The organism is Streptomyces canarius (assembly GCF_014650735.1).
In the GTDB taxonomy this organism is placed as follows: domain Bacteria; phylum Actinomycetota; class Actinomycetes; order Streptomycetales; family Streptomycetaceae; genus Streptomyces; species Streptomyces olivaceoviridis.
On sequence record NZ_BMVN01000031.1, the window covers coordinates 33,812 to 49,545 of the forward strand.

The 15,734-nt window shown below is 73.2% G+C and carries 12 protein-coding genes; 7 read left to right on the forward strand and 5 right to left on the reverse strand.

The genetic code is table 11. The annotated features are described in order from the left end of the window. Positions 1–15: 15 nt before the first annotated feature. Both IE294_RS32565 and IE294_RS32570 read right to left on the reverse strand, forming a co-directional pair. The gene (locus IE294_RS32565; RefSeq protein ID WP_229917494.1) at positions 16–1,188 is read right to left on the reverse strand and encodes an acyl-CoA dehydrogenase family protein; all 1,173 of its coding nucleotides are present in this window, start codon (positions 1,186–1,188) and stop codon (positions 16–18) included. After that, positions 1,182–1,859 (reverse strand): acyl-CoA dehydrogenase family protein, encoded by a 678-nt coding sequence (locus tag IE294_RS32570; protein WP_189892062.1) that lies wholly within the window; start codon positions 1,857–1,859, stop codon positions 1,182–1,184. The genes IE294_RS32565 and IE294_RS32570 overlap by 7 nt, the downstream gene beginning before the upstream one ends. A 268-nt stretch (positions 1,860–2,127) precedes the next feature. Here IE294_RS32570 and IE294_RS32575 point away from each other — a divergent pair, with 268 nt between their 5' ends. Beyond that, on the forward strand, positions 2,128–3,285 hold the full coding sequence (locus tag IE294_RS32575; protein ID WP_189892065.1) for a hypothetical protein: 1,158 nt from the start codon (positions 2,128–2,130) through the stop codon (positions 3,283–3,285). Between the two features lie 155 nt (positions 3,286–3,440). Then, positions 3,441–5,363 (forward strand): P-loop ATPase, Sll1717 family, encoded by a 1,923-nt coding sequence (locus IE294_RS32580; RefSeq protein WP_189892067.1) that lies wholly within the window; start codon positions 3,441–3,443, stop codon positions 5,361–5,363. Positions 5,364–5,614: 251 nt separating this feature from the next. Here the strand turns inward: IE294_RS32580 and IE294_RS32585 are convergent, their stop codons facing one another. Further along, positions 5,615–9,406 (reverse strand): serine/threonine-protein kinase, encoded by a 3,792-nt coding sequence (locus tag IE294_RS32585; RefSeq protein ID WP_189892069.1) that lies wholly within the window; start codon positions 9,404–9,406, stop codon positions 5,615–5,617. Positions 9,407–9,671: 265 nt separating this feature from the next. Next, a complete protein-coding gene (locus IE294_RS32590; RefSeq protein WP_189892070.1) occupies positions 9,672–10,235 on the reverse strand; it encodes a dihydrofolate reductase family protein in 564 nt (187 codons plus the stop codon). A 476-nt stretch (positions 10,236–10,711) separates the two neighbouring features. Between IE294_RS32590 and IE294_RS32595 the strand changes: the two genes are divergently transcribed. Continuing rightward, positions 10,712–11,635, forward strand: coding sequence for an LLM class F420-dependent oxidoreductase (locus IE294_RS32595; protein WP_189892072.1), 924 nt, complete (start codon positions 10,712–10,714; stop codon positions 11,633–11,635). A gap of 61 nt (positions 11,636–11,696) precedes the next feature. Further along, the gene (locus IE294_RS32600; RefSeq protein WP_189892074.1) at positions 11,697–12,521 is read left to right on the forward strand and encodes a DUF1684 domain-containing protein; all 825 of its coding nucleotides are present in this window, start codon (positions 11,697–11,699) and stop codon (positions 12,519–12,521) included. 186 nt (positions 12,522–12,707) lie between these two features. Here IE294_RS32600 and IE294_RS32605 read toward each other — a convergent pair whose 3' ends face one another. Further along, positions 12,708–13,292: a helix-turn-helix domain-containing protein gene (locus IE294_RS32605; RefSeq protein ID WP_189892076.1), complete on the reverse strand. Its 585-nt coding sequence runs from the start codon at positions 13,290–13,292 to the stop codon at positions 12,708–12,710. Positions 13,293–13,409: 117 nt separating this feature from the next. Between IE294_RS32605 and IE294_RS32610 the strand changes: the two genes are divergently transcribed. The 3 genes from IE294_RS32610 to IE294_RS32620 are packed head-to-tail and all read left to right on the forward strand — an operon-like array spanning position 13,410 to position 15,676. Then, positions 13,410–14,246 (forward strand): EamA family transporter, encoded by an 837-nt coding sequence (locus IE294_RS32610; RefSeq protein WP_189892078.1) that lies wholly within the window; start codon positions 13,410–13,412, stop codon positions 14,244–14,246. Positions 14,247–14,278: 32 nt separating this feature from the next. Beyond that, positions 14,279–14,926 carry an FMN-binding negative transcriptional regulator gene (locus IE294_RS32615; RefSeq protein WP_189892080.1) on the forward strand — a complete coding sequence of 216 codons (648 nt, stop codon included), beginning with the start codon at positions 14,279–14,281 and terminating at the stop codon, positions 14,924–14,926. 42 nt (positions 14,927–14,968) lie between these two features. Further along, a complete protein-coding gene (locus IE294_RS32620; protein WP_189892082.1) occupies positions 14,969–15,676 on the forward strand; it encodes a B3/B4 domain-containing protein in 708 nt (235 codons plus the stop codon). The last annotated feature ends 58 nt before the right edge of the window (positions 15,677–15,734 follow it).

A 15,734-nucleotide genomic window follows, 5' to 3' on the forward strand; every position in this document is an offset into this window, starting at 1 on the left:
CGCTCCGGTGCGCGGTCAGCCGACCGGGGCTCCCGGGTCGAGCGTGCCACGCGTCAGGGCACCGGCGACGGCGAGGCGCTGGACGTTCTGACTGCCCTCCATGAACTCGAAGGCCAGGGCGTCCCGGGCGTACTTGTCGAGCAGCGGGTGCTCGATGCGCCCGCCGGCCCCGAAGAAGGCCGGCGCCGCCCGGGTCACCGAGACGGCCAGGCGCGCCGCCCGCAGTTTCGCCACCGAGGCCAGGTGTCCGTTCTCCTGGTTCCGGTCCACCGCCGCCGCGGCGCTCAGGGTGAGATGCCTGACGGCATCGATCTCGTGTGCCATCCGCGCGAGCCGGGCGGCGTCCTCGCGGCTCGGCTCCGCGCGGTGCTCACACACGTATTCGTACGCGGCCCGGGCAAGCCCGACGGCCATGGCGGCTACGGTGGGCCGGAGCACGTCGAGCACGCGGCTCCAGCCCCACAGCCCTCTTCTGAGGCTGGACAGGCCGGATCCCAGCATGTGTTCCTCACTCAGTTCCACCGACTCCAGTGTCACCGCACCGAGTTGGGCGGCCCGCACACCGATGGTGGGGATCGGCTCGGCGTGGTAGCCGGGGAGCGAGGTGTCCACGAGGGCCGCACGGATGTGGTACGGACCCGGGCCCGTGCGGGCGAAGACCGCGCCGAAGCGTGCCCGCACCGCGTTGCTGACGAACCGCTTCGTCCCGTCGAGCCTGATGCCGCCGGTGTCCGACCGGGAGAAGGTGCTGCCCAGCGATGCGGGGTCGGAGCCGGTGTGCGGTTCGGTCAGAGCGAACATCGTCCAGGTCGGGCGCTCCAGCAGATCCCCGTAGAAGCGCCTCTTCTGCGCCTCGCTGCCCAGTGCCTCCACCAGGACCCCGCACATCGACGCACCCGGCGAGGCCAGGCCGATCCCCAGGTCGCCCCAGGCCACCTCCTCGCACCAGACGGCGCGTTCCAGTGCGCCGGTGACGTGGAAGACCTCGCCCTTGATGGAGAGGGGCCGGTCGTTGTAGGGGGGCGGGATCTGCACCCTGGACGCGAGCGCGACCGTGGGCAGGTGCAGGAGCCCGGTGGCCAGGCTCGGATCCCGGTCCACTTCCAGGGCGAACGGCCGCACCTCGGCCGCCCATTCCCGTACCTGGTGCCGCAACAGCGCGAGACGCTCCTCGGACGTGGTCAGCAAGGCTCCGTGCCCTCCTGCGCGATGGTGAAGTAGGTGTCCACGAGCAGTTCCGACGCGTGGGCCACGCTGCCCGGGCCCCCGGTGGTGAAGCCGCTCGCGCCCAAGAGGGGAAGGAGGATGCGGTCGGCCTGGGTGACCATCGCGTTCAGGCCGGCCGAGAGGGGCCGGGGAACGTCGCCGGGAGCGTGCGCGTCGAGCACCGAGCGAACCTGTAGCTGGAGGGCGACCGCGTCGGCGAGCGCGCCCTTGATCAACTGCCGTGACAGCAGCGGCGATCCGCCCGTGACCCGGTCGCGGAGGTATCCGAGGGCCTCGTCGAGGATCCTCACCGACAGCCCCAGCCGCAGCCAGGTCAGCACCTCGGCCCAGGCGGCGGGACCGATGGGGCCGCCCTCCGGTTCCGGTTCGCGCGCCGGTGCGTCGGGCGCGGTCGGGCCGCGCAGCGGGAGCAGGCCGAGGCCGTCGATCCCGGGGAGCACGGTGGTGTCCGCGGCATCGTGCCGGACACCCTCGGGGACGAGTGCGTGTCCGCCGGGCCCCCGCGAAGGGGTGTCCCGGCCGATGGCCTCGTACAGTGCCGACAAGGCGGCCGTAGGCCCTGCGCGCCGTGCCGTGTCGTGCACCGCCCGCTGGACGCTGCGGGTCAGAGCGGGTCGCTCTCCGGACGTCATGGCTCGCCTCCTCGCTCCCGGCGTCTGAACCGGCCCCCTGGGACTTTCGCGCCGCGCCCGTCCCTCACCAAGGGGAGATCGGGCGCGCCTCAAGGCTGATGACACGGGCATAGCCCATCGAGGAGCTTCCTTCCCGCGCTGTCCATGACAGAGCATGTAGCGCCGCACTGGTCGGCCGCGGCGGAGCACTGCGGGCGCCGCGCGATGCGGGGGTTCCGGTCGTGAACGGGGCCCCGGCACCGATGACCCTCGACGAGAGGAGTTTTTGGTGGACGAGATGTCCGAACGGCAACTCAGAAACCTCCTGGTGCGGGCCAACCGCGCCATCCGCCAGAACCGTCCGCCCTTCCCGGAATACACCAACTCTCGTCTGAGGACCTACACGGCCGCGACCGGCCACGCCCGCGAAACCGTCCGCATGTACCAGTTCTGGTTCCGCACCCGCGGCTGCACGTACGACCGGGCCGGACAGTGCAGCATGTGCAACTACGGCATCGGCCCCGAGGTCGATCCCCGCCGGATCGTCCGCTCGGTCCGGCGCAGACTCGCCGAGGTGCCCGAGGGCGCGCACATCTACCTCTCCCCTTCCGGCAGCCTCCTCGACGACCTTGAAGTCTCTCCCGAGCTGCGCGAACAGCTGCTGCGGCAGGTGGCGGAACGGCGACCGGCCCTCTTCGCCTTCGAGTCACGGCCCGAGGTGTTCACCGAGGAGAAACTCGACGTGCTCCGCACGCTCCTGCCGGACACCCAGATCGTCGGACAGGTCGGCGTGGAGTCATGGAACCCCGAGGTCCGTTCCCTCTGCCATCTGAAACCCACGCCCCAGAAGGCATATCTGAACGCGGCGGGAATGCTCCGGGAAGCCGGCTTCGCGTCGATCGCCAACCTCACCCTCGGGGCCATGGGCCTGTCCCAGAAGGAGGCCTACGACGACACGCTCGCCGGCATCCGGGACGCCCGCGCCGCGGGCTACACCACGCAAATGGTGTTCCCCCTGAGCGCCAAGTCCGGAACCCTGCTGGGCTGGGCGCACGAGCAGGGGATGTGGGAACCCCCCACCCTGTGGATGCTCGTACGGCTCCTCGCGCGGACCGCGGACGACAAGGCCCGCGACGGCGAGGCCGGGGATCTCTCGATCTCGTGGTTCGCTCCCGTGATCGACGAGGTGGTGCGTTCCCGGCCCGACGGGTGCGACCGCTGCCGGCCGGCCGTGTACGAGGCGCTCAACGAGTTCCGTGACTACCCGCGCGCGGAGAAGCTCGCGGAGATCGCCGGGTGGGACGGCTGCGACTGCCCCCGCCGGACCGCCGAACTGCTGAGCGGTGACTCGGACGCACAGCGGGACTTCCGGAGCAGACTGCGGCGGATAGCCGCCCGCTGGACCGAACTGCACGTGAGCGCCACACCCGTCGCTTCACCGTCCTGACGGTCGGGAACGCTTCGCCGGCCGGGGGTGGGGACCACGGCGGCGCGGCCCCGCCCGACTGCCCGACTCCGCTGCGGAAACCGGCGGGAACCGGCGGCCACAAGCTGGCATCATGCCCAGCGAGGACCGAGCCGGGCAGGGGAGTTGGGGGATCCATGACGGGGCCGTCGGGTGTGGTCGAGCGCCTCTACTTCGGGCGGGAGGACGCCGAGCGGGACATGTCCGACGGCCTGCTGCGCGAGGGGTTCCTGCGGACCGCCGCCTACGACGCGGCCGTGTCCGGCCGCAAGATGCTCATCATCGGCCGCAAGGGCTCCGGCAAGAGCGCCATCTGCATGCGTCTGACCGCCGACGGCGTCCACCCCGGCGGCACCGCCCTGATCACCCCCGACGACGCGGCGGGCGACGAGATACGCCGGTTCGAACTGCAAGGGCTCACCGGTGACACGGCCAAGTCGCTGATCTGGCGCTACGTCTTCGCCGTCCAAGCCGCGCGACACATCGTCGCCCACGCCAAGCGGGTCCACGGGCTGCGGCGACTGCCCCGCCCGGTCAGGACACTGCGGCGGTTCCTCCGCGCGAATGGCGAGTCCGCGGACGAGCCCCGTCTCTACGACCGGCTGCTCCGCGGCGTGACCGGGCTACAGACGTCGCTGTCCCTCGAAGCGTTCGGCGTCAAGGCGGCGGTGGATGTGGGCGGTGCCCCGCCGGCCTCCGAAGGCGCCCGCGCCGCACGTCAGCTGGAGGTCGTCGAGCGGGGCGTGGCGGAGGCGTTCGCCGATCTGGACTGCGCGGGCTCGCACGCCCCGCTCCTGCTGCTCGTGGACCAGCTGGAGCAGATCTGGTCGAGCGACCCGGACAGCAACGCCATGGTCATCGGGCTGCTGCTGGCGGCCAAGCACGTCTCGGGCGCGTACGGCAAGGCGCTGCGCTGTCTGCTCTTCCTGCGCGCCGACATCTACGACACCCTCAACTTCAGCGAGGGCGACAAGTTCCACAGCGAGGAGCTGCGCATCCAGTGGACCGCCACCGGCCTGCGGGACCTCGCTCTCGCCCGGGCCCGCGCGTCGGCCGGCGCCGAGCTGACCGGCGACCGGCTGTGGCGGGAGGTCTTCCCGCCGGCCGTGGGCGGCGAGGACACCGCCGACTTCCTCTTCGGCCGCGCCCTGCCCCGCCCGCGCGACGCGATCCAGTACCTCAACGCGTGCCGGGACACCGCCGTCGAGCGGGAGCACGAGAGCATCCACGAGAGCGACGTCCTGCTCGCCACCCGGCAGTTCTCGGAGTGGAAGCTACAGGACCTGGCGAAGGAGTACCTGGTCACCCACCCCTTCCTGGCACAGCTGTTCGTGATGTTCCAGAACACCGGCTACGTGGTGATGCGCAGCGCGCTGGAGGCCCGCTTCGACACCGTCGCCGAGACCCTCCACCGGCAGTACCCCGCGTACGCCGAGGGGCTCACCGCGCCCGGCGTGGTCGACACGCTGTACGGCGTCGGCTTCCTGGGGGTGCGGCGCGGCAACGACGTGGTCTACACGGGCGGGGCCCACGTGCCCGTACAGCCGCACGAGGCGGAGTTCCACATCCATCCGTGCTTCCGGCCCGCGCTGGGTGCCACCCACGCCATCGACCTGCACCGGTACGAGCCGCGGGCGCTCACCCACCTGCTGCTGCGGAGCAGTTCCTACCCCTCGGCGGGGGTCGGCCCCGCGGTCCGCCGTGACTTCACGCTGCTGGAGGAGCTGGAGCGGTCCTGCAACAGCATCCAACGACAGGTGGGGCGGGCGGTGGGGCTGCCCACCGAGACCCGCGCGCAGCTCTCGCAGCAGGTCGTCCGGGTGATGAGCGACGCTTCCCAGGCACTGCTGCGGCTGCGCGACGGCGAGGCCGTCGACGCCCACGGCCATGTGCTGGCCGCCGCGCAGTACTTCACCACCGTCGCCGCGCAGTTGCTGGCCAGCGGGGTGGACGACGGCAGCGGCGGCAGCGTGGTGCGCAGGATCGAGGACGAGGCCCGGCGGCTGACCCGTACGGCGGGCGGCAGTCACACGGGAGGCGGGGGTTCCTCCAACTCCTGATCCCCCGCCGCCTGTTGCGGGGCACTGTCTTCCGTCCCCCCGCGCTGCTACGGTCCGTTCCATGGCCGTCATGATGTGTTCCCGGCGGGGCTGTGATCGCCTGCTGTCGGTGTCGCGCGTTCCGGGGGGCAACCCGGTCGCCAGGAACGACCCGGAGCACTGGGCCGTGGTCTTCTGGCACTGTGCGAGCTGCCGCGCCTACTTCTGCGACCGGTGCGTGACCCGGCGTGTGCTGCGCAGGCCGGTCTGCGTCAGCTGCGCGGGCGTCCTCGCCAAGCCCGATATCGATGCCTTGCTGAACTGAGCAGCCCCGTCGGCTCCCGCCGCGGTGCGGGCAGCGGACGCGGACCCTGCCACGCCGCGGCCATCCGCTCCAGCTCCGCCCGCACGCCGGCCGCCCGCAGCCACCCGTATCCGGCCCGTGCGAGGTGACGCAGCAGCAGGTCCGCGTCGGCCTCGGACCACACCGGCTGTCCGTGCCGGGCCAGCCGCGGGTCGTACGACACCGACTGGAGGCCGTGCGACGCGGGCCGCCCGAACGGCGTGTGCGCGGCGAGGAACGCCTCCAGGTGCGGGCGGGCGCCCTCGTCCCAGTCCGCCGGCTCCCTGGCCTCCAGCTCCCAGTCGAGCTCCCACCGGCGCAGGGTCCCGTCCGTCCCGGTGGAGACCGCGTAACGCCCGTCGGCGCTCAGGTGGACCGACTGCACCCAGCGCCGGTGCCCGCCCAGGGTGCGCAGGCAGCGTCCGGCCCGCAGATCCAGCAGCCGCACGGTCGTGTCCCAGTTGGCGGCCAGCGCGAAGCGGCCGTCCGTGCTCAGGGACACCGACGTCATGGGCTCCGCGTGCCCGTCGCTCCCGACGTGCTCCTCGAAGACGTGCAGACGCCGCCCGCCCGCCACGTCCCACAGCGCCACCCGCCCGTCGCCGTTGGCGGTCACCGCGTGCCGTCCGTCCGCGGTGAGCTGGGCCGAGTGCAGCAAGCCCAGCAGCGGCGAGTCCGTCACGGCGTCCCGGCTCAGGTCCTCGAAGGTCCGCACCCGGTGGCCGGAGTCCAGCTCCCACAGCCGCGCCCTGCTGCCCTCGCCGCAGGAGAGAAGGAACCGCCCGTCGGCGCTGGGGCACACCGAGTCCACCTTGTGCCGTCCGTACGCGTAGGCCCGCAGCATCCGTCCGGCCGCCGGTTCCCACCAGCGCACGGACCCGTCCTCCCCGCCGGAGAAGGCGAAGCGCCCATCGCCGCTGAACCTCACCGAGCGGACCGTCGCCCCGTGCCCCGCGAGCACGCTCAGGCAGCGACCGGTGCGGACGTCCCACAGGCGGACCGTCCCGTCCTCCCCGCCCGACAGGGCGAGGCGTTCGTCGGCGCTGAGGCAGACGGCCCGGACCGCTCCGTCGTGCCCGTCGAAGGTGCGCACGCACCGGCCACCGTCCTCGAAGTCCCACAGACGCAGGGTGTCCAGGTCCGCGCACAGGGCGCGCCGGCCGTCCGCGGTGGCGTGGGCCTGCGTACCGGACGTGGGCAGCTCGACGGTCCCGGCGGCCCAGGCGCCGCGCACCCCCGTCCGGACGGTGACCAGCGAGAGCCGGTGCCAGGCCGCCAGGGCCCGGGTGTCCCGCTCGTGCCCCGGCAGGGCGCGTGCCTCGGCCACCAGGGCGAGCGCGTCCGCGTACCGCTGCCGTCCCGCGGACGACTCGGCGTCGTCCAGCAGCGCGGCGACCCGGTCGTCGTACCGGGTGAGTTCGGTGTGGGAGCGGGGGCGGCAGATCCGGAAGGGCGCGGTGTACGCGTCGGGGGCGGGCAGCTGCCACAGTCGTACCCGGTGGTCGCCCCCGGTCAGCACCCGCCGGCCGTCCCCGCTCAGGCTCACCGAGGTCACCTGGGAGAAGTGCGCGTCGTAGGTGCGCAGACAGCGCCCGGTGGCGGGCTCCCACCAGCGCAGCGTGCCGCCGATGGCCCCTGACACCGCGAACCGCCCGTCGGCGCTCAGCTCTGCCGCCCAGGGGGGCCGGGCGTCCGCCCGCAGGGTGCGCAGGGACCGGCCGGTCGCCAGGTCCCGCCACACCAGAGCCCGGTCGCCCCCGCCGGTCAGCGCGTGCCGCCGGTCGTGGCTCAGCGCGGCCGGCCAGATCGTGCCGCGGTCCAGGGTCCGCACGCGGCGGTCGTCCACCAGGTCCCAGAGTACGGTCCGACCGCCCACGAACAGGGCGAGCCGACCGTCGGCGCTCAGGCAGGCGGCGTTGACCTCGCGGCCCGCCCCGCCCGGCCCCTCAGGGGAGTCGACGACCCGCAGACAGCGGCCGGTGGCCACGTCCCACCAGCGCAGGGTGCCGTCCCAGCCGCCGGTCAGGGCGGTGCTCCCGTCGGGGGCGAGGCGGACGGCGCGGACCGAGCCGGTGTGGCCGGAGAGCCTGCGCAGGCAGCGGCCGGTCGCGGTGTCCCACAGCCGTACGTCGCCGTCGTGCCCACCCGTCAGGGCGAGACGGCCGTCCGGGCTCAGCGACACCGCGTGCACGGCGGCCCGATGTCCCTTGAGGGCGCGCGGGCGGCCGGTGGCCGTGTCCCACAGCCGTACGTCCCCGGCGTCGTCACCGGACAGCGCGCGGCTGCCGTCCGCGCTGAGACTCACCGCGTGCACGACCGCCCGGTGCCCGGTGAAGGTGGCGAGCAGGCGCCCGCCGGCGGCGTGTTCGCGCTCGGCGTGCGCGAGCGCGTCGCGCAGGGCCGTGCCGGCGTCCGCGTCCGCGGTCGCCTCCGCGGTCGCGGACGCCGCGCGCAGGAGGGGCAGGGCGGACTCGTGATCGCCGCGTTCGAGGTGCACCTGGGCGAGGAGGTGGTCGGCGGGCGAGGGCCCTTCCGCGCTCGCCCTCGCCGACTCCATCCGGTCCACCAGCGCGTCGTCCGCGAGCGTGCCGGACCGCCACCTCAGCAGCCCGAGGTTGTACGTGGCCTGCGGGTGCTGCGGGTCGGCGGCGTGCGCCTCGGCGAGCGCGGCCTCCGCCTCCCGCGTCCGGCCGAGGTCGAGCAGGGACATCGCCCGGTTGTTCAGCCCGTCGGCCCGGTGCACGGCGGCGTTCTCCGCCCGGCGCGGATACGGGCGGGCAACCTCCCGTGCGTACACCTCGGCCAACTCCCCGGCCACCGCCGCCAGGTCGTCGGGCCGCTCCTCGACGCGCTCGCGCAGACAGCGTTCCAGCAGGTCCGCGAGTGCTCCCGGCATCGAGGCCACCGGGGCGTCGGGCGGCGGGCTCAGCCGGTACGCGGCGAGCGCGGCCCCGGCGGCGGACCCCACGCCCCACGTCACCGTCCCGGTGAACATCTCCAGCACGCTGACCGCGAAGCTCCACACATCGGTGCGACGGCTCAGGGGCGCGCCCCGCACCTGCTCGGGCGAGGCGTACGCGGGCGTCATCCCGCCGTGCGTGACCAGAAGCGTGGGTGCTGCCCGGCCGGGTGCTGCCCCGTCGGCCACTCGGCCCGAGGGCGTCGGCCGGGTGCCGAAGTGCCGGGCCCGCGCGAGCCCGAAGTCGGTGATCTTCGCGGTGCCCTGCCGGTCGAGCAGCACGTTGCCCGGCTTGACGTCCTGGTGCACCACCCCGCTGAGGTGGGCGTGCGCCAGCCCGCGCGCCACCTGGACGGCGATGTCCAGGATCCGGCCCACCACCTCGTCGCGTGCTCCCCGGTAGAGCCGGCCCTCGTCGATCGACTCGCGCAGGCTTCCGCCGTCCACGTACTCCGCGAACACCCGCGGCACCCCGCCGATCGTGCGCACGTAGTGACATCCGCACAGGTGCGGATGGAGTTCCAGCCCCACCCACGTCTCCGCCTCGCGGACGAACCGTTCCTGGTCCGCCTCGTCCCGGAAGAGCTCCGCACGCGGACTCTTGACGGCGAGATCGGTGCCCCACCCCAGGTGCCGCACCCGGTGCACGCGCCCCATGCCGCCCTGACCGAGAGCACCGGTCACCTCGTACACCCCGAGGACCCGGTCACCGACCCGCCAGTCCCGCCCCTGCCCCGCCGCTGCCGCCGCCCCCTGCCGCATGGACTCAGAGTAATGCGCCGGGCACGGCGTGGACCCATGAACGAGCCCCGGGGCCCACGCGTCCGGAATCTCCATGCCCGATCCCCGCGCAGGCTACTGCTCGACGCCCTGCGCTTCGACGACACACTGCTCACGGACGCCGAGGTCGCGACAACCCAGACCCGGGCCGCCTCGGCTGGGCCCTCGTGGACGTCGGCCCTCACCTGTTCAAGATCCCTCAGCCGAGACCCGGCTCACCCGTCCACAACCTCCCCGGACAGAACAACTAGCGCGCCACGCGGTGGCGGAGGTAGACGACTCTGGAGCTGAAGGTGCGGGTCTCGACGAGTTCGAGGTCCACCCGGCGCTCGTGCCGGGGGAAGAAGGGGGTTCCACCGCCCACCAGCACCGGGTGGACCTTGGCCCGGTACTCGTCGATCAAGCCCGACGCGGCGGCCTCGGCGGCGAGAGTCGCGCCGCCGACCGCGATGTCACCCTCTCCCGGTTCGGCCCGCAACCGCTCGACCTCCGCCGCCAGGCCGCCGGAGGCCAGGCGGGCGTTGCCCCGGACCGCCGACAGCGTGGTGGAGAACACCACCTTGGGCAGCGACTTCCAGACCGCGGCGAACTCAACCGTCGAGAAGTCGACCGACGGATTCTGATCGACGGTCTCCCAGTACAGCATCGTCTCGTACAGCCGTCGTCCCATCAGGTAGACGCCGACCTCTCGCACCTCGTCGGTGGTGAACCGGAAGACCTCCTCGTCGGGCACCGTCCAGTCGAAGCCGCCGTCCGGCCCGACGATGTAACCGTCAAGTGAGACGTTCATCGAATAGGTCACGCTGCGCATCCGAAGTCCTCCTTGATGACGGGTTCGACAGTACGACCGCCGGACCCCTCGGAACTCATCGCGACGCGCAGGACCCAGAGCTTGTGATCGAGGCCGACAAACTGAACTGCCGTGGCGAGGATCGCGGGCTCACGGGCGAACCTGGCCGCGATCCAGGTGGCGCACCGACCCGGCTCGGCGGCGACGGCGACCGCCTCGGCGTCGCGGCGTGCTGCTGGGATTGCAGCGCCGCCCTTCCCCGGCTCCGTTCCGCGGGCGGTCCGTGACCTGCACAAGCTCTTCGTACGCGACGCCCATGCGTACCGCGCCACTTCACGGGACGGGCAGAGGGGTCCTCCCGTGCTCTCCCCCACCGCTCCGCACCGGACCGGCGGCAGGCGGGCTGAGCCCAAGACGGGCCCTCGTACACATGACTGACAAGAAGCTGTCACACACGGACCGGAATGCGGCTCCGACCGGCGCCCGTTCTGACTGACATGACTGTTGGAGTAGCGCTCAACGCGTCCGACGCGCCGAACCAGGTCGACGCCACCGTTCAACTGGCCCGGGAGGCAGCGGAGTTCGGTCTCGCGTCGGCCTGGTTCGGCCAGACCTTCGGCGCGGACTCGCCCCAGCTCGCGGCGATCGTCGGGCGGGAAGTGCCCGGACTGCACGTCGGCACCTCCGCGATCCCCGTCTTCGGCCGGCACCCGCTGCTGGTCTCCAGCCAGGCCCAGACCGCCCAGGCCGCCACGCACGGCCGCTACCACCTCGGTCTGGCCCTGGGCACGAAACTCCTGACGGAGGCCGGCTTCGGCCTGCCCTTCGAACGCCCCATCGCCCGCCTGCGTGAATTCCTCACCGCGCTGCGTCAGTTGACCGAGACGGGCACGGCCGACTTCCACGGTGAACTGCTCACCGCCGCCACCCCGGTCCCGGCGCGGGTACCGGGCGCCGAGGACGGCGTCCCCCTGCTGGTCGCCGCGATGGGGCCGCAGGCGCTGCGGGTCAGCGGTGAGCTGGCGGACGGGATCCTGCCCTACCTGGCGGGACCACGCGCCCTGGCCGACCACATCGTCCCCGCCCTGACCGCCGCCGCCGAGGCCGCCGGCCGCCCCGCGCCCCGGATCGTGGCCCTCGTGCCCGGTGTGGTCACCGACGACGTCGACGCGGTGCGGGCCAAGGCCACCGAGGACCTCGCGTTCTACGAACAGATCCCGTCCTACGCCCGGGTCATCGAACTCTCCGGCGGCCGACGGGCCGCCGACCTGGCCGTGATCGGCGACGAGAAGACCGTCGAGGCCGAGGTACGCCGTTACCGCGACGCCGGCGCCACCGAGGTCGTGTTCTCGGGCACCGAGATCGCCGGAGAGGCCGACCGCCGACGCACCTGGCGACTCCTCGGCGACCTGGCCCGCTGAGCACGCCGGTCGCGCCGACGGTCCTGCCGGTCCCCCGCACCCCCGTGACGAAGGAGAGCCCATGACCACCGAAGCCACCACAACCGACCGCGACGCCTTCACCGAGAACTGGCTGGACTGGTACCGCGCCCAAGAGGCCCGGCTCGCCGCCCCGCACGGGTTCCTGGCGATCACCGGCCTGCACTGGCTCGACGACCGGCCGCAGCGCTTCCCCGACGCACCCGGTACGTGGCGCACCGGCCCCGAGGGCGTCGTCGTGGACCTCGACGACGGCGAGGAACTGGTCGTCGACGGAACGCCGGTGCGCGGTACGCACCACTTCGGCGTGCTTCCCGAGCGCGGCGGCGTCGACGCCGTCTGGGCAGACGCCGTCATCGAGGTCGCCAGGCGCGGGGGCCACGACATCGTGCGCCCCCGGCATCCGGACGCACCGCTGCGCACCGCCTTCACCGGAACGCCCGCCTACTCCCCCGACCCGCGCTGGGCGGTGACGGGCCGCTACATCCCCTTCGACACGCCACGGCCGACCACCGTGGGCGCCGCGGTCGAGGGCCTTGAGCACGTGTACGACGCCCCGGGCAGGGTCGAGTTCGAGCTGGACGGGCGCCCGCTGTCGCTGACCGCGTTCCCCGGCCGTGGTGCGGGCCGGCTGATGGTGCTGTTCACCGACGCGACCTCCGGGGTCACCACCTACGCCGCCAACCGGTCCCTGACACTGGAGCCGCCCGCCGCCGACGGTACGGTCGTCCTGGACTTCAACCGTGCCGCGAACCTGCCGTGCGCCTACACGGACCTGGCCACCTGCCCGCTGCCCCCGGCCGAGAACCGGCTGCCGGTGGCGATCGAGGCCGGCCAGAAGATCCCCCGCGAGCGCGGCGGTTCCTGAGCCTGACCGCGCCCGACACGCACGAGCACCCCTCCCACGCGCGCGGTGGGGTGCTCCGGGCGAAGGCCCGGCGATCACGAGCGATCTCGGAGACTCGGGCGCAGTGCGCCTACGGCAGCCGGACCCGCGGCCTCGCCGCCCGAGTCCGACGGGTGCGGGTCCCGCGTGGCCGCCCCACCGCGCCGGTCAGCTCGCGGAGCCAGGGCCGGGCGGGATGTGGACTGTCATGATCAGCTGGCAGGTCCCGGTGCCCGCGCCACGGTAGGTGTGAGGGGCGTCGCCGTCGAAGGTGGCCGTCTGCCCCGCCTCGACGGCATGCTCGGTGCCGTCGACCACGAGCACCATCCGACCGGCGGTGACGCTGACCGTCTCCACGACGCCGGGCTGGTGCGGATGGCTGGGGTACTCCTCCCCCGGTTCCAGTCGCCAGCGCCAGACCTCGACCGGCGCCGGTCCCGAGGTGGTGAGCATGAGCCGCGCCTCGCCGCCCTTCTCCCCGGCCCACAGGGGCATGACGGCGTCGGCGGACACGATCCGGACACGGCCTTCCGCAGGACCTTCCATCAGCGCGGACACCGAGATGCCGAGGGTGTCGGCGAGGCGGACCAGGGTGGCGAAGTTCGGATTGCCCTGGGCCTTCTCCAGGGCGACCAGGGCGCCCTTGCTGACCTTGGCACGTCGGCCGAGTTCGTCCAGGGACAGCCCGGCGCGGGTACGGGCCGCGCGGACGTTGTGCGCGAGCGTCCGCAACGCCGCCTCGGTCTCGGCCATCGTCATCACCCTTCCGGCAGTGGATCAGTGCACTGCACCGCGCGGTCGTTCGGTTGACGAATCCCGGTCGGTGCACTGTACGGTGTAGTCGTTCCACTGATAGTAAGGGATGTACCCGTGATCGCTCTGCTGCTGGCCCTGGGCAGCTCCCTGGCCTACGGGTGCGCCGACTTCCTCGGCGGGCTCGGCGCCCGCAAGGCCCACGTCCTGCGCACCGTGATGATCGCCGCCCCGGCCTCCCTCACGGTGGAGCTCCTGCTGTGGCCCTTCCTCGGCGCCTCCTTCGCTCCCGCCACCCTCGCCTGGGGCGCGGCCTCCGGCGTCGCATCGGCGGTCGCGTTCGCCCTGCTCTACCGCACGCTGGCGATCGGCCCGATGAACGTCCTGTCCCCGGTCACCGCGCTGGTCTCGGCGATGCTGCCGGTCGGCGTCGGGCTGTCGCAGGGCGAGCACCCGGGGCCGGCCGGACTGATCGGCCTGCCACTGGCGCTGGCGTCCGTGGTGCTGGTCAGCGCGGGACACGGCGCCGGCGGCGCCCGCCCCTCGCGCACCGCGCTGCTGCTGGCCTTCGGCGCCGGGGCCGCCATCGCCCTGCAACTGGTCTTCCTGCACCAGGCGCCCTCCGACAGCGGCGTCGGCCCCCTGATCACCGGCCGCGCCGTGTCCTCCGCCGTCACCCTGGCCGCGGTCGGGCTGCTGTTCCGGCGGCTGGGGCCGGAGAAGCCGGCGTACGCGATGTCGGCGACGGCCGGCGTGCTCGACTCGATCGCCAACCTGCTGTTCCTGCTCGCCGCCCGCAGCGGTGACCTCGCCGTCGTCGCCGTGATCACCGCCCTGTACCCGGCCGGCACCGTCCTGCTCGCCCGCACCGTCCTCGCCGAGCGGATCCACCGCGGGCAGCTGATCGGCCTGGGCACCGCAGCCGTCGCCGTCGGCCTCCTCGCCCTCACCTGACCTCCCGCACCTCCGCCCCGAAGGACCCGCGCATGTTCATCCACCCCTGGGACGCCGCCCTGGACGACGCCGAGTGGCAGACCTGGATCGCCGACGGCCACGACTTCGGCCTCCTCAGCGTCAACGGCCCGCCCGGCCAGGCGCCCGTCGTCGTGCCCACCCACTTCGCCGTCGACGGCAGCACCTTGCTGGTCCACCTCGCCCGGCCCAACCCGGTCTGGAAGGCGATCGAGGCCGACCCGAACGTCACCTTCACCGTCACCGGCGACTACGCCTTCGTCCCCGGCCCCTGGCGCGCCCAGCCCGGCATCCCGCCCACCGACGGCGTTCCGACCAGCTACTACGCGGCCGTCCAGTTCACCTGCCGGGCCACGATCATCGAGGACCCCGAGGCCAAGGCCGAGCTGCTGCGCCGCCAGATGGCCCACTTCCAGCCCGAGGGAGACCACGCCCCCATCGACCCCGACCAGCCGCCCTACGGACGGATGCTGTCCGGCATCCGCGGCCTGCGCCTGGACGTCACCGAGGTCCGCGCAAAGTTCAAGTACGACGACCACAAACCCGTCGAGCAGCGCACCGGCACCGCCCGCCGGCTCACCGAGCGCGGCACCGGCCTGGACGCGTCCACCGCGGCCCAGCAGCGGCGCCGCCTGAACCGTATCGGCCCCTGGAAATCCTGACCCCGCCGTACCCGCCCGCCCTTCCGGAACGGATCCCTCACGATGACCACCTTCCGCCTCGGCCCCGCCGTGGCCGACGCCTTCCCCGACACCCTCATCGCCGTCGTCACCGCCACCGGACTGCGCTGCCGCGAACCCTGGCCCGCGACCGCCGCCGCCCTTGAGGAGCTGGAGCGACAGCTCGCCGACGGCGCCTGGCAGCCCGCCGACGAGAGCGACCCGCGCATCGAGGCGTGGCACACCGCCTACCGCTCCTTCGGCACCAACCCGCGCCGTGTCCGGCCCAGCGTCGACGCCCTCGGACGCCGGTTCGCCAAGAAGGGCACGCTGCCTCGGATCAACCCGGCCGTCGACTCCTACAACGCCGTCTCCGTCCGCCACGGCCTGCCCGCCGGCGCCTTCGACCTCGACCACGTCACCGGCGACGTCGACATCCGCTACGCCGACGGCAGCGAGACCTTCACCCCGCTCGGCGAACCCGACACCACCGAACACCCCAAGGCCGGCGAGATCGTCTACACCGACACCACCGACGTACTGACCCGCCACTGGAACCACCGGGACGCCCACCGCACCCGCGTCACCGAAGACTCCACCCGCGTCGCCTTCGTCCTCGAAACCCTCCACGCCACCCGCGACGGACACCTCCTCAAGACCGCCGCCGTCGAACTGCGGGACCTGCTGGCCTCGCACACCGACCGGACCCAGGTGCACCACCTCACCCGCGAACACCCTCGGGCCACCGCCTGACGTGGGGTCGGTCATGGTGTACCAGAGCAAGGAGCACGGCACCTCGCCGCCCTGTTCG

Bases quoted from the DNA above. Each gene is read 5' to 3' on its own strand.
- IE294_RS32570 (WP_189892062.1), bottom strand. From the start codon at position 1,859: ATGACGTCCGGAGAGCGACCCGCTCTGACCCGCAGCGTCCAGCGGGCG.
- IE294_RS32580 (WP_189892067.1), top strand. From the start codon at position 3,441: ATGACGGGGCCGTCGGGTGTGGTCGAGCGCCTCTACTTCGGGCGGGAG.
- IE294_RS32585 (WP_189892069.1), bottom strand. From the start codon at position 9,406: ATGCGGCAGGGGGCGGCGGCAGCGGCGGGGCAGGGGCGGGACTGGCGG.
- IE294_RS32590 (WP_189892070.1), bottom strand. From the start codon at position 10,235: ATGCGCAGCGTGACCTATTCGATGAACGTCTCACTTGACGGTTACATC.
- IE294_RS32595 (WP_189892072.1), top strand. From the start codon at position 10,712: ATGACTGTTGGAGTAGCGCTCAACGCGTCCGACGCGCCGAACCAGGTC.
- IE294_RS32600 (WP_189892074.1), top strand. From the start codon at position 11,697: ATGACCACCGAAGCCACCACAACCGACCGCGACGCCTTCACCGAGAAC.
- IE294_RS32605 (WP_189892076.1), bottom strand. From the start codon at position 13,292: ATGGCCGAGACCGAGGCGGCGTTGCGGACGCTCGCGCACAACGTCCGC.
- IE294_RS32615 (WP_189892080.1), top strand. From the start codon at position 14,279: ATGTTCATCCACCCCTGGGACGCCGCCCTGGACGACGCCGAGTGGCAG.
- IE294_RS32620 (WP_189892082.1), top strand. From the start codon at position 14,969: ATGACCACCTTCCGCCTCGGCCCCGCCGTGGCCGACGCCTTCCCCGAC.